The sequence below is a fragment of the Corynebacterium sp. MSK074 genome (assembly GCF_030229735.1).
Taxonomy (GTDB): Bacteria; Actinomycetota; Actinomycetes; order Mycobacteriales; family Mycobacteriaceae; genus Corynebacterium.
In genome coordinates this window covers 183,913-198,041 of the sequence record NZ_JASPIX010000001.1, presented here as the reverse complement: position 1 = coordinate 198,041, position 14,129 = coordinate 183,913, and the positions used below count along the sequence as shown (strand labels likewise).

General features: G+C 59.2%; 12 protein-coding genes. 5 read left to right on the top strand and 7 right to left on the bottom strand.

Annotated features, from left to right (window positions below; translation table 11 throughout):
• Nucleotides 1–21 precede the first annotated feature (21 nt).
• The gene (locus QP965_RS00905) at nt 22–1,791 is read right to left on the bottom strand and encodes a proline--tRNA ligase (protein WP_239277478.1); all 1,770 of its coding nucleotides are present in this window, start codon (nt 1,789–1,791) and stop codon (nt 22–24) included.
• Between the two features lie 31 nt (nt 1,792–1,822).
• On the opposite strand from QP965_RS00905, the gene yaaA reads away from it, so the two are divergent.
• Complete coding sequence (gene yaaA, locus QP965_RS00900) at nt 1,823–2,545, top strand: peroxide stress protein YaaA (protein WP_034668531.1); 723 nt, start codon at nt 1,823–1,825, stop codon at nt 2,543–2,545.
• Nucleotides 2,546–2,561: 16 nt separating this feature from the next.
• On the opposite strand, the gene QP965_RS00895 is transcribed toward yaaA, so the two are convergent.
• The 5 genes from QP965_RS00895 to QP965_RS00875 all read right to left on the bottom strand — a co-directional run bounded on the left by QP965_RS00895 (nt 2,562) and on the right by QP965_RS00875 (nt 7,418).
• Nucleotides 2,562–3,875, bottom strand: a complete 1,314-nt coding sequence (locus tag QP965_RS00895; RefSeq protein WP_239277477.1) for a DUF4921 family protein — start codon at nt 3,873–3,875, stop codon at nt 2,562–2,564.
• A gap of 27 nt (nt 3,876–3,902) precedes the next feature.
• Entirely contained in the window at nt 3,903–4,655 is a 753-nt protein-coding gene (locus QP965_RS00890) for an ABC transporter permease (RefSeq protein ID WP_005325189.1), read from the bottom strand.
• Nucleotides 4,656–4,687: 32 nt separating this feature from the next.
• On the bottom strand, nt 4,688–5,587 hold the full coding sequence (locus QP965_RS00885; RefSeq protein ID WP_040425320.1) for an ABC transporter ATP-binding protein: 900 nt from the start codon (nt 5,585–5,587) through the stop codon (nt 4,688–4,690).
• Between the two features lie 66 nt (nt 5,588–5,653).
• On the bottom strand, nt 5,654–6,397 hold the full coding sequence (locus tag QP965_RS00880; protein ID WP_239277475.1) for a response regulator: 744 nt from the start codon (nt 6,395–6,397) through the stop codon (nt 5,654–5,656).
• Nucleotides 6,390–7,418 (bottom strand): sensor histidine kinase, encoded by a 1,029-nt coding sequence (locus QP965_RS00875; protein WP_284843828.1) that lies wholly within the window; start codon nt 7,416–7,418, stop codon nt 6,390–6,392. Before QP965_RS00875 ends, QP965_RS00880 begins: the two co-directional genes overlap by 8 nt.
• Nucleotides 7,419–7,641: 223 nt before the next feature.
• Between QP965_RS00875 and QP965_RS00870 the strand changes: the two genes are divergently transcribed.
• The gene (locus tag QP965_RS00870; RefSeq protein WP_284814063.1) at nt 7,642–8,463 is read left to right on the top strand and encodes a PhzF family phenazine biosynthesis protein; all 822 of its coding nucleotides are present in this window, start codon (nt 7,642–7,644) and stop codon (nt 8,461–8,463) included.
• Nucleotides 8,464–9,819, top strand: coding sequence for a protein adenylyltransferase SelO (locus tag QP965_RS00865; RefSeq protein ID WP_284843827.1), 1,356 nt, complete (start codon nt 8,464–8,466; stop codon nt 9,817–9,819). It abuts the gene before it with no gap.
• Nucleotides 9,820–9,904: 85 nt separating this feature from the next.
• Here the strand turns inward: QP965_RS00865 and mqo are convergent, their stop codons facing one another.
• Nucleotides 9,905–11,401, bottom strand: coding sequence for a malate dehydrogenase (quinone) (gene mqo, locus QP965_RS00860; protein ID WP_005325195.1), 1,497 nt, complete (start codon nt 11,399–11,401; stop codon nt 9,905–9,907).
• 264 nt (nt 11,402–11,665) lie between these two features.
• Here mqo and QP965_RS00855 point away from each other — a divergent pair, with 264 nt between their 5' ends.
• Nucleotides 11,666–12,694 (top strand): alpha/beta hydrolase, encoded by a 1,029-nt coding sequence (locus tag QP965_RS00855; protein ID WP_239277466.1) that lies wholly within the window; start codon nt 11,666–11,668, stop codon nt 12,692–12,694.
• Between the two features lie 27 nt (nt 12,695–12,721).
• Entirely contained in the window at nt 12,722–14,125 is a 1,404-nt protein-coding gene (mtr, locus tag QP965_RS00850; RefSeq protein ID WP_284843826.1) for a mycothione reductase, read from the top strand.
• Nucleotides 14,126–14,129 lie beyond the last annotated feature (4 nt).

The following is a 14,129-nucleotide window of genomic DNA, read 5'->3' as shown; positions in this document are numbered from 1 at the left end:
CCGCGCAGAGTTGAGTCCTATTTAGCCACGCACGAGCTCGAGGATCTTGTCCACGATGTCTTCGGCTGGAACCTCAAGGGTCTCTCCACCGCGGATGCGCAGTTCAATCTTGCCTTCCTTGAAGGCACGGCCCAGAATTGCCACGAAGGGCATGCCAAGGAGCTCTGCATCCTTGAACTTCACGCCTGGGGAGACCTTTGGGCGGTCATCGAAGAGCACCTCGAGCCCCTTGGAGGATAGCTCCTCTACCAGCTTATCGCCGGCCTCCATGGCGGCGGCGTCCTTATTAGCCACGGCTACGTGTACCTGGTACGGCGCAACAGCTACTGGCCAATTGAGGCCCTTGTCATCATGGCGCTGCTCGGCCAAGACGGCCAGCATGCGGGTGATACCAATGCCATAGGATCCCATGGTGGGAACGGCGCGCTTGCCGTTCTCATCCAAGATTTGCACGTCAAAGGCCTCGGTGTATTTGCGGCCCAGCTGGAAGATATGGCCAAGCTCAATGCCGCGCTCCAAGGTCAAGGTGCCCTGGTTATTGGGAGCCAGGTCGCCTTCTTTAACCTCTGCGGCCTCAATGAACTCATCCACGGTGAAATCGCGACCGGCCACGCAGCCAACCACGTGGCGCTCGCTCGCATCGGCGCCGGTAATCCACGCCGTGCCCTTGACCACGCGCGGATCGGCCAGGACCTTGATGCCATTGGCATTTAGAGCGCGCGGGCCCACATAGCCCTTGACCAAGAAGTCATTGTCTGCAAAGTCCTTGTCCCCGGCCAACTCAAACTCCACTGGCTCGAGTGCGGCCTCAAGGCGCTTTTCATCTAACTCGCGATCGCCAGGGATGAGAACGGCAGCCAATTCAGACTCGCGCTCTTCGCTCTCCACGGCCGGGTGGTAGAGCTTGACCATCATGCACTTGAGGGTGTCTGCAGCGGTGGCCTCGCGGCCGTCGACAGTAATGCCTGCGCCCTGGGCCCATTCGACCAGCTTCTCAATGGTCTCTGCTCCCGGGGTGTCATGCTCCTGTGCCTCTGGCTGGCCCTCAATATCCTTCTCCGCCGGTGCTGGGGTCACCACGGCCTCGACGTTGGCTGCGTAGTCGCCCTCGGTGGAGCGCACAAAGGTATCCTCGCCTACCTCAGATACGGCGAGGAATTCCTCGGAGGCGGAGCCGCCCATGGCACCAGAGGTGGCCTTACAGATGGCGTAATCGATCTCTAGGCGGTTGAAGATATTCTGATACGCCTTGCGGTGGCGGCCGTAGGACTCGTCCAAGCCCTCATCGGTCATGTCGAAGGAATAGGAATCCTTCATCGTGAATTCGCGGCCACGCAGCACACCAGCACGAGGGCGCTCCTCATCGCGGTACTTGGTCTGAATCTGATACAGCGTAACCGGGAAATCCTTATAGGAGGAGTACATATCCTTGACCGCACTGGCAAACATTTCCTCGTGGGTAGGGCCAAGCAGCATATCTGCGTTCTTGCGGTCCTTGAGGCGGAAGAGGTTATCGCCGTATTCCACCCAGCGGTTGGTCTTCTCATAAGGCTCGCGCGGCAGCAAAGCAGGAAACAGCATTTCCTGGCCGCCGATGGCGTCCATTTCCTGACGGACTACATCTTCAATCTTGCGCAGGGTGCGCAGACCCAACGGCAGCCAGGTATACACGCCCGGCGCGACGCGGCGTACATAACCGGCGCGTACGAGCAGCTTGTGGCTGGGGACCTCGGCATCGGCGGGGTCCTCACGAAGGGTACGGAGAAATAGTTCAGAAAGGCGGGTAATCATGCACAAAAATATACCCCGCTACCCTGTATATATGCTCATTATCCTCCCTCCTTCAGAAACTAAGGCCCATGGCGGTACGGGACAGCCCCTTGACTTCAGCCAACTGTCCTTTCCGCAATTGCATGCCACCCGGCAAGAAATTGCCGCTGAGCTGCAGTCTCTTCCGGTAGACGAGGCCATGGAGGTACTCAAGCTTTCGGAAAAGCTGCGTGGTGAGGCCGAATCCAACCAGGGGCTTTTTACCACCCCCACCATGCCGGCCGTGTTGCGTTATACCGGCGTGCTTTTTGATGCCTTGGATGCCCCTTCCCTACCCACGTGGGATCGTCTTGCTATTGGCGACGCCCTCTTTGGCGTCCTCCGCGCCAGCGACCCCATTCCGCATTACCGGCTTTCGGGTGGCTCCAAGCTTGGTGGCCGCACCATGAAGTCGCGCTGGGGCAAGCAGATTACGCAGGCGCTCGAGGGAGTGGACGAGCTTATTGTCGATCTGCGCTCGGGCACTTACCAGCAGCTCGGCCGTGTAAAGGATGCGGTAACGGTACGGGTGGAAAGCCTGCAGGACGATGGTTCGCGCAAGGTGGTCAGCCACTTCAATAAGCACTTCAAGGGCCTGTTAGCCCGCGAGTTAGCGCTCTCGCCTGCTGACGCCTACAGCGCCGCCGACGTTGCCGCCATCGCGCGCGCCGCGGGTATGACCGTTGAGGAGCCGGGGCCTGGGTCGAGTGAGCTTACGCTCGTCGTCAAGCGCTGAGCCCAACGCTGCCCGCTTAGCGCAGCTGCGGGTTATACAGCAGGCTATTGCGCTGCACCGAGCATTCGGTGGCCACGCGGACCGAGCGGGCAACATGCCCGGACTCGCGCAAGGGATAAAGCTGGCTTACTACCCTATCGCGCAGGTCCCAGGGCGAGATGGTGTTGAGGTAAATCTTGGTGCCGCCTTCGAATCCGGCAAGGGTAGAAATGCGGAGCTTGATGAGAATGCGCCATGGCTGAGCGACGTCGACATCGGCAGGCTTGTGGTGCCACTCCTCATTGCAGGGAACCTCGCGGCCGACAGCAGCGTGGGCAGCATGGACGAGGTCGCTCATGGCGCGGATTTCTTCTTCCGACTGCCGCCACGGCTCGCAGGTCGCGGACTTGGAGTAGACCTCCAAGGTGGGATAGCGGTGCCCAAAGCCGGCGAAGAGGACGGCATGGTCGTTTTCCGCAATGATGAGGTTGCGGCTAGCGGCAAAGTCCACCGCCCACTCGTTGTACATATTCATATTGCTGCGCAGCATCTGTACCTCCCGGTGGGAGGCCATGCCGCGGTCATCGATGGCAACGAGTTGCTTGTGCAGGTGCTCAAAGGAGGCGCCGGCTGGCTGCAGCCAATTTTGGAAGGCCACCACATAGGGTGCGTAGCGGTTGCGTTCGTAGAGGTCGCGCATGGCGTCAATAGTCAGCTGCATAAAGAGCAGGTGCTCTTCGGCGCTGAGGGTGCCGGAAGATACCACTTGGGAATCATCCTGTGCACCGCGCTCAAAATGGCGGCCCGCCACGATGACGTCGTGGCCACCTGCGAAAAAGCCCGCCGCCTGTTCTATAAGTTCCTCGTCGCTTGCCTCGGGCAGGTGCGCTGCCTTTCGCTTCGTGCGCACGATATTGAGCACATGTTCACGGCCGGCAGGATCTGCAAGGTAGTTGTCCATGCGTTGGCGGGTCTCAGCATCCATGTCGAAGCCGTAGTTGGCGTGCCAATAGTCAAAGGAGACGATTTCAAACAGATTTGGAATGCGGCGAAAGGCCGGGACGGTGTGGCCGTATTCGCTCAAGGGCAATCCACGCACAATCCCGCCGGACGGCAGGATGCGGGCCTTTTCCGGCGGGGTATCAGTCATGCGCCCTGAACAAAAGGCGCAGCGGTGGGTGAAGTCTTCTTCCTGCAGTGGCTGCGGGTTAGCCACTGGCGTGGACAGCGGGCGGTTGCCGCGGCCCGGCACGGTCCACACTTCGGTCCCGGAGAACGGGTTGACCTGCTTGACCGTGCCATCCCGCATGGTCTGGATAGGTTCTATGCGGGCAAAAAGTGCATCACTCATGCCCACCAGCGTAGTTAGTTCTGGGAGTTATTTGGCGACGGACCGACGGCGGGACACTGCGCACGCACCGCCGACGCAGACTGCCAGCGTGACGCCCAGAATCAAAGCAGACACACCGCGGGAATGGTCCAAGGGGCCCAAATCGCTACCCAGGACCAAGGTCTGCATATTGGCGAAGGGCAGGCAGCTCAACAACGCTTCTGCCCACGAAGCGTCAAATGCCATAAGCGCAGTTTCAAGAACAAAGAACTCCACCACGAGGATCATCGCCGCAAATGTGCCGCTACGCAAGAGATAAGCCAACCCCATAGCCAGCAGGCTAAAGCCGGCCCATTCCAGGTAAGCAAACACCACTCGGTTGCAATCCGGCCACTGGTGAAAGCTTGTGAAGTCAATATCGCCGCCGAGTGCCGCAATCAGCAAGGTTCCCACAGCTATACCCAGCGTGGCAGCGAGCAAGAGTGATACCAGGATGACTAAGAATTGGCTGAGCACTATGCCAACGCGGCGGTTGGAGGAAAGATAAGACCATGCAACGGTTCCCTTTCCTAGGTCACCTCCGACCATCATCGCAGATGCAAAGATCATCACCACCATGGCGAGGTCACTAGCTGCCAAGACATCACTGGATTGAAACTTGCCGTCCGCGGTGCCGTTGAAGTCATAGCCCCAAGCCGTAAGCACGCCGCCGGCGGTCATGCCGAGTGCCACGATGGCGAGGTAGACCCAGGTAGAGCGAAGAGAAAAGAGCTTGCGGGATTCTGAAACCACAGTATTCATAGAAATCTGTCCTTAAAGGTTGGGTTGTGCGTTTAGGCGGAGCGGTAGGCCACGTGGTCGGCGGTCGCGCCGAGGTAGGCCTCTTCCAGGGAGGGCTGTTTGCGTTCCAAGCTGGAGATAAGAATGCGGTTATCCAGGCAGATGCGGCCGATGTCGGAGCCTTCGAGGCCGCGCACGCGCAGGACCTCACCGTCAAAGGAGGTTTCCGCATCGGTGCCGTGCAATAGGCGCAAGAGTTCATCGGGCTGGTCAACGATGACTTCGAGGCTTGCGCCACCAGTTCCGTTGACGAATTCATCCATGGTGCCCTCGCCCAGCAGCTTGCCTTTGCCGATGACTACGAGGCGGTCTGCGGTGAGCTGCATTTCCGAAAGCAGGTGGGAAGATACGAGGACCGAGCAACCGGCCTCGGCGAATTCGCGGATGCGGGCACGCATCCAGTGCACGCCTTCGGGGTCGAGACCGTTGACGGGTTCGTCGAGAAGCAAGTGCTTCGGCTCGCCGATGAGCGCACAAGCAAGGCCCAGGCGCTGCTTCATGCCTAGCGAATAGCCGCCCACGCGCTTGGTGGCTACCTGAGTTAGGCCGACGCGGTCCAAGGTGTCATCCACGTGGTTCATAGACACGCCCTGCAACGCGGCCATGTAGCCCAGGTGAGCACGGGCGCTGCGGCCCGGGTGGAACCAGTTCGCATCCAGCAAGGTGCCCACCATGGTGGCGGGATTGGACAGTTCACGGAAAGGCGTGCCATCAAAAGTCGCGGTGCCGGAAGTCGGAGTCTCCAGACCCACGCACATGCGCATGGTGGTGGACTTGCCGGAACCATTCGGTCCGAGGAAGCCGGTGACTTGACCGTCTGGAACCTCGAAGGAGAGGTCATCTACTGCTTTAAAGGAGCGGAAATTCTTGGAAAGGTGTGAAACTTTGAGCATGGTTCCCATCGTGCCGCCTGACCGGCACAGAGTAACCATCCTTGGGAGTGATTTAGCAGGTCATACCTAGGGATGAGAGAGCAGTTCCTCCACCGAAACCACGCCATGAGTAAGCGCGTAGAGCACGGCATGCACGCGGTCACGCGAGCCGGTTTTCGTCAAGATGTGGCGCACGTGAGTCTTGACCGTGGCCATGGAGACGAACTCGCACTCCGCGATTTCGGTATTCGAATACCCCAGTGCCATCAGCTTGAGGACGTCTAGCTCGCGTGGCGTGAGATCTTCTGCCGGAGGGGCGGTAGCCGCTGCCGCAACGGGGGTGGCATGTGAATTAGGCTGTGACGCGGACTGCTCGCTGCGCAGTTGCTGCAGCACCTGGGCGGTAATGCGCGGTGAAAGGACGGCCTCGCCGGAATGTACGGTGCGAATGGCGGCGAGGAGATTTTCCGGTTCGACGTCTTTGAGCAGGAATCCGGAAGCCCCGGCGGAAATGGCGCCATGGACAAAGTTCTGGTCATCGAAGGTGGTAAGCATAATGACTTGGGTATCCGGGAATTCCGGCAGCAGCCTTTCGGTGGCGGCGATGCCATTGACGCGGGCCATCTGGACATCCATGAGCACAATATCGGCAGGCTGCGCGCGGGCGAGGTCGAGGACTTCATCGCCATCGGATGCCTGCCAGGCAACGTCTAAATCCTCTTGGGAGCCAAGGAGCATGGCGAACCCGGCGCGCACGAGGGGCTGGTCATCTACTAGGCCAATGCGGATGGGAGCGGCATGCGATCTTGCTGGCTGCTCAGAGTTAGTCATTGGGTACCTCCACGGTGATAAAGAAGTGTCCGTCCTCTGTGCGGGTAGCAACGCTGCCGCCATAGGCCCTAACGCGCTCGCTCATCCCGATGAGCCCGTAACCGGGCTCGTGATTGTCCGGCGTGCGTGCGGCCGGGTTATCGGCGCTCAATACTAGGCCGCTTCCAGTAGAGCGAAAGCGCAGCACTCCCCTTTTATCGCGGGAATGCTTGAGCATATTGGTCAAAATCTCTTGCACCACGCGGTAGACGGTGAACTGATAGAGCTCGTCGCTTTCGGTCGGCAAGTCCTCCAGCCCGTGCACGATGATATCGAAACCGCTGCGGCGGGCTTCCGAGATGAGTCCTGCGATATCACTCGCGCCGGGCGCCTTGGTATCGGCGCGGGAATCTCCATCTCGCAGCACAGAGAGCAATCCGCGCATCTGTTTGAGGGAATCGCGGGAGGTAGAGGCTATGGTTTCTAAGGCTTCTGTGGCCGCTGCGGGATTTTTGGCGGCGGCGAACCGGGCGCCGTCGGCAAGCGCGATAACGCCCGCTAAATTATGCGCCACAATGTCATGCATTTCGCGGGCAATGCGGTTGCGCTCTACCGCGCCGGCCATCTCCGCACGTTCAATCAGCAGCTGCTGGTCCTCGCGCTTTTTGCGGTCATTGGTGCCCAGCAAGAAGAAAAAGCCCATGACCGGCCACGCGATGATAACAACGGAGGCTAAGGACACTAGGGGATCAATCTGTGCTCCCTCGAGCCCAAAATCAATATCACTAAAGATAAGGTTTCCAAAATGCTGTGCCCACACAGAGAAAAGGGTGCCTACGCCTATCCAGGCAATCCATACACGGCGCATGCGCTTCGGGGAATGCGCCCCAATGAGAAAAACGCAATACGCCAAGGGAAAAGCATGGACGTTACTCAGCGCGGCCAAAGGGGTAAAAAGACACAGGGTAAAGACAATAGCGATTGCGCCTATCGCCTTTTCCTTCAACTTAGGATGCAGCCACAACGCCAATGGCAGAACCACGCAATAAAGAATTAAAACGCCCCTGTGAAAGAGGGAATCCCCGTCCACTACATCAGCAGCATAAGAAACCGAAGAAACCCAGAAAAACAGCGGAATGAGAATTCTCCACGGTGGGCCTACCCACGCGCGAAGTGCATCGGGCCATAGCTTCTTCATGGCTTTCTAGGCTAGCGCAGGCTCTAAGCCTTAGTCCTCATCCCTGGGGCTGACTAGACTGGCGGGCATGCGCCACGAGTTCTTTGAGGTTGATGTTTTTGCCACGGGTGCCTTTAACGGCAATGCCTTGGCGGTGATTGCGGGCGCCGATGGCCTAAGTACCGAGCAGATGCAGGCAATCGCGAACTGGACCAACTTTTCTGAAACCACCTTCTTGCTCGAGCCTAGCGACGCCCGCGCGGACTACCGCGTCCGCATTTTCACCCCGTACGAAGAGTTTGATTTCGCCGGCCACCCCACGCTGGGTAGCGCTGCCGCGTGGCGGGCGCTGGGCAATAGCCCGCAGTCGGAGGGAACTATCGTCCAAGAATGCGGCGTGGGCTTGGTAACCGTCCGCCAAGAGGGCGAAGTCTTTTCCTTTGCTACCCCGCCGCTGCGCCGCGAAGAACCGCTGAGCCCGGCGGAGCTGAAGGAGGCCTGCGCTGGGTTGGGGCTAGATAGCGCGGATATTGTGGACCATGGCTGGGTGGACAATGGCCCGGGCTGGCGCCTGCTTCAATTGCGCGACGCCGCGGCGGTGCGCGCGGTTGAGCCCCGGGCCGAGCGCCCCAAGGTCGGCGTTGTGGGTCTTAATCCCAACGCCGCAGAGAGCAAGCCGGCCTATGAGGTGCGGGCCTTTACCACCCAATTCGAAGACCCAGTCACCGGTTCTTTCAACGGCGGCGCCGCGCAGTTTATGCGCTCACGCAACCTCGTCCCGCCACTCTATACCGCAACACAAGGCAGCCAGATTGGCCGGGCGGGAGAAGTATTTATCAACGATGACGGCACGGATATTTGGGTGGGCGGTCGCGCCCAGATTCGCGTGCGCGGAACACTGGAGGTCTAGATGCAGCTCCACCACGATTTTGCCCAAAAGCTTCCCCACTTGGTTCGCCCCACCGAGGGTGAGGAGCAGCCGAACCCACAGATGGTCATCCTCAACGAGGAACTGGCCACCAAGTTGGGCCTCGACCCAGACTGGCTGCGATCCTCCGAGGGCGTAGATTTCCTTACCGGCCGCGCGTGCGGCCACGCCATGGCCTATTCCGGCTTCCAATTCGGTGCGTTTAACCCGCAAATGGGAGACGGCCGGGCCATGCTCTTGGGCGAGGTGGAAAAGGACGGCCGGTTATGGGATCTCCATGCCAAGGGAACTGGGCTTACTCCCTTTTCCCGCCTCGGGTCCGATGGCCGCGGAACGCTGTCTTCCATGCTGCGCGAGTACCTAGTCTCTGAGGCTATGCATGCCTTGGGGGTTCCCACCACCCGGGCGCTGGCGGTTATTTCCACCGGACAGCCCATTCAGCGCGGGCACGTGCAACCGGCCGGCATTGTGGTACGCGTAGCGGCCAGCCATATCCGCGTCGGCACTTTCCATCTTGCCGCGCAGACGGATTACACCCGACAGTTGGCCGACTATGCCATTGCGCGCCACTACCCTGGAGCGGACTACCAGGAGTTTTTCACCCAGGTGATGGATGCGCAGATCCGCACAGTGTCCCACTGGATGCGCTTGGGCTTTATTCACGGCGTGATGAATACGGATAACACCACCATCTCTGGCGAGACCATTGACTATGGCCCCTGTGCCTTTATGGAGGCCTATTCGCCATCAACGGTCTTTTCCAGCATCGATAGGCAGGGCCGTTATGCCTTTGGCAATCAGCCCTCCATTCTGGGATGGAACCTGGCCCGCTTGGCGGAATCCCTCCTGCCGCTTTTTGATATGAACATGAATAAGGCCATGGACTTTGCCCAAGAATCCATCAACGGCTTTACCGACCGCTTTGAGCACCAGCACAGGGCAGATTTGGCACAGGCTTTGGATACCTCTCGAGAGGTCGCTTCTTCTTATGCGGCTGCCATGCAGCTCAACGGCCCAGATATCACGCTCGCTCACCGCGCTCTTGCCGACGCCGCCGCGGGCCACCCCACCCACGCCCGCGAGCTCTTTGCCGAGGGTGACTTCTTGGATGACTACCTTGCGTCCTCGCCCGATCCTTCCCGCGTCGATAATGCCATGCCGCGGGTGATCCCGCGCAACCTCGCCGTAGAATCCGCGCTGGATGCTGCCGAACGCGGGGAGATGGGCCCGTATCAGGAGCTCCTCCACGCGGTCACCCACCCGTGGGAGCCCAACCCAGCGTTCGAATCGCCGGATCCTAATGGTCTCGAGGGCTACCTGACCTACTGCGGCACCTAGGGCCGCCATTACCGGCCTAGGACGCACGAATCCCTCGCACCGTCACAAAGGCGGTGCGAGGGTTTGTGAGGCCGAAAGCTAGCTCTTAGCGGTCCAACTTCAGGGTCTTCTGGGTGTACTCCCACATTTCGTCATACAGCTTCTCATCGTTGCGCAGCTTGATGCCATAAGACGGAACCATCTCGCGGATCTTGTCTGCCCAATCAATCATGTGCTCGCCGAAGCAACGCTCCAGCAGCTCCAGCATGACGGCTGGGGCAATGGATGCACCCGGGGAAGCGCCAAGCAGGCCGGCGATATTGCCCTCCTGGTTGTTCACCAAGGTGGTGCCGAACTCGAGGGAGCCGAACTGCGGAGCACCGGCAGGCTTAATCACCTGGACGCGCTGGCCAGCGATGACGGTCTCCCAGTCGCTTTCCTTTGCTTCCGGTACGTACTCGCGCAGGGCTTCCACGCGGTCCGAGAAGCTCTTGCGCACCTCATCCACCAGGTACTTGGTCAGGCCGAACTCTTGCACGGCAACGCCGAGGTAGGAGGTGATGTTGTCTGGGCGAATAGACTTGAACAAGTCCAGGTAGGTGCCCTTCTTCAGGAACTTCGGGCTCCAGCCACCGTAAGGACCGAACAGCAGACCCTTCTCACCGTCGATAACGCGGGTATCCAGGTGCGGCACGGACATTGGCGGGGCGCCCACAGCAGCCTTGCCGTAGACCTTTGCCTGGTGCTGCTCGATAAGCTCCGGGTTCTTGGAGCGCAGCCACAGACCAGATACCGGGAAGCCTGCGTAACCAGCAACTTCCTTCACCTTTGCCTTGCGCAGCAGGTCCAGGGCGTAACCGCCGGCACCCACGAAGACGAACTTTGCCTTAACTACGGTGATGTCGCCGGTGTGCTTGTTCTTGGAGTACACCTTCCACGCGGAACCATCACGCTTGATATCGATGACCTCATGCCCGTAGCGGATCTCGGTGCCGGAGGCCTTAGCTGCGGTCAGGAACTGCTTGGTCAGCGCGCCAAAGTTGACGTCGGTACCAGCGTCGGTCCAAGAAATGGCCACCTTATTGGAGAAGTCACGGCCCTTCGCCATCAGCGGCAGCTTCTCAGCAAAATCGGAATCGTCCGCGGAGAACTGCATGCCCGGGAACATGTGCTTCTCGCTCAGCACATCATAACGGCGCTTGAGGTAATCCACCTGGATTTCGCCCTGTGCGAAGGACACGTGCGGAACCGGATTAATGAATTCGCTCGGGTCGGTGAGAATACCGTTGTTGAGCTGGTGGGACCAGAACTGGCGAGACTTCTGGAACTTCTCGTTGATGCCCAGAGCCTTGGAGATATCAATGCGGCCGTTCTTCTCCGGGGTGTAGTTCAGCTCGCACAGTGCGGAGTGGCCGGTACCGGCGTTATTCCACGGGGAGGAGGACTCCAATGCGGGGCCATCGAGGCGCTCAAAGACCATTTGGGTCCAGCTGGGCTCCAACTCGCGGAGCATAGCACCCAGGGTGGCGCTCATGATGCCAGCACCGATTAGTGCTACATCGACCTCGTCTACAACCTGTGCTGTCTTCTTAGCGGAGGACACTGTGTTATTACCTCTTCGAATTGAAAATAGATATCCATCGGCGCGGTCTACGCCTTGATTTTTAGCGCTTAGCGCCCCGCGCCACCATCGCTGCACTATGACAACCTGGCAGTGCGTCACGCATTAAGGCCTTACTCTACGCTTTTCTCATCCAATTTGGGATTTCTCCCCCAGACCAGTGGCGAAAATGTGGGAATTTCCGCCCCCACTATTTACACCCCACCGGCAGCACCATAAATTCTTCGTTGCACCTAGAATCGAGGCATGGTTACACACTCCCCGGTATGGGGCCCAGACAAGCTTGGCCCTGACTATGAAGCTGCCACCATTGACTTGGGTACAGACCCCGATGGCGAGGGCGACGTGGTCACCACCCTGGTGCACTACGCGCCGGAGCATGCGGGCGATACTGCACGTGAGTCAGCCGCCCCGTCTCGCCCGGCACTGGTGTGGCTACACGGCATGACCGATTATTTCTTCCACACCCACGTAGCCGAGCACTTTGCCGCCGAGGGTTATGACTTTTATGCCATCGATCTGCGCAAGTGCGGCCGCTCGCGCCGCTCGGGCCAGTCGTGGCACTATGCTTCGGACCTGGCGCTGTACTTTACAGACCTCACCGCCGCTCTTGATGCGATCCCCAATGATGAAGTCATCTTCATCGCCCACTCCACCGGTGGCTTGATCGCCCCGCTGTGGATGGATCATCTGCGCCGAACCGACCAAGAACGCCACCAACGCTTGGCGGGCCTCATCCTTAATAGTCCATGGCTGGACATGATGGGCGTGCCCGGCCAGGTCCTCACTCCCCTCAAGCCGCTGCTCTACACATTGGGCCGCATCGCCCCCATGACTCCCCTGCCTGGTGGCAACCTCACTGCTTACGGCGAGTCCGTGCATAAGGATTTCTACGGCGAATGGAATTTTGACCTCCGCTTTAAGCCACTGGCGGGCCATAAGAAATATGTCGGTTGGATAGCCGCGGTATTCCACGGCTTTGATGCTATTCACAGCGGCCGCGTTGATGCCGGTGTCCCCATCTTGACGCTGCAGTCCACTCGCACCCAATTGGGTCAGCCTTACTCCGACAGCGTGAACCACGCAGATGTCATCATCGACGTTGCGCAAACGCGGCGCTGGGCAAAGGAACTTAGTGCCCACTACACCTTGCATCCCATCAAGGGGGCTAGGCACGATGTGTTCCTATCGCTTCCGGACCCGCTCCAAGAAGCTTTTGACGCCTGTGACAAGTGGCTGCTCACCGTCCTAGAAACCCCACAATCTACTCAGTAATTAAGCCCCTATATATAAGGAATAAACGTGACTACTTCACACCAGTCCCACACGCCCGCTGCCGAGGAACATTTCGACCTCATCATCATCGGCACTGGCTCCGGAAACTCCATCCCTAGCCCGGATTTTGATGACCGGAAAATCGCCATCATTGAAAAGGGCACCTTTGGCGGGACCTGCCTCAACGTAGGCTGCATTCCCACCAAGATGTATGTCTACGCCGCCGATATTGCCCTAGCGGCGCGCGAGGCCGGCCGGCTCGGCCTTGATGCTCAGGTCACTAGCGTGGATTGGGATTCCATCGTGGACCGGGTCTTTACCAACCGCATCGACCAGATTGCCCAGGGCGGCGAACAGTACCGTCGCGGCGAAGAAACCCCGAACATTACCGTGTTTGATGAGCACGCCCGTTTCGTCGGCCCGAAGACCATTCAGACCGGCGAGCATGTCATCAGCGGCGACCAGATCGTCATTGCCGCCGGCTCCCGTCCGGTCATTCCGGAGGTCTATGCCAACTCGGGCGTGAAGTACTACACCAATGAAGACATCATGCGCATGGACCACCAGCCAGAAAGCCTCATCGTGGTAGGCGGTGGCTATATCGCCATGGAGTTTGCTCATGTCTTTGACGGCCTCGGCACCAAGGTGACCGTGGTCAATCGCTCCGAGACCTTGCTGCGTCACTTGGATGATGACCTATCCAGCCGCTTCAACCAGATTGCGCGCGATCGCTTCGACGTGCGCATAGCCAATGGCACCAAGCTCGAGGAGACTGACACGGGCGTGCGGTTGGAGCTCGACAATGGTGAACCCGTGGAAGCAGAAGCGATTCTAGTTGCTACTGGGCGCACCCCCAATGGCGACCAGATGGATGTGGACAAGGCTGGCATTGAGCTACTTGCCGACGGCCGAATTGCCACCAATGAATTTGGCCGCACCGCCGCCGAGGGTGTTTGGGCGCTTGGCGATGTCTCTTCGTCATACATGCTCAAGCACGTAGCCAATGCGGAGACCCGCGCAGTGCAGCATAACCTGCTCCACCCAGAAGATCTCCGCCCACTGCCCCACGACAATGTCCCCGCCGCCATCTTTACCCACCCACAAATCGCCACAGTGGGCCTAACTGAGAAGCAGGCGCAACAGAAGGGCTTCGACGTCACCGTCAAGGTACAGAACTTTGGCGACGTTGCCTACGGCTGGGCTATGGAAGATCACACCGGAATCTGCAAGCTGGTAGCAGACCGCTCCACTGGGCAGCTTCTCGGCGCGCACCTGATGGGCCCGCAGGCCTCAACCTTGATCCAGCAATTGATTACCGCGATGGCCTACAAGTTGGACATGCGGGAATTCACTCGCAACCAATATTGGATCCACCCTGCGCTGCCAGAAGTAGTGGAAAATACCCTTTTGGGACTGGAGTGGAATAAGTGAACTG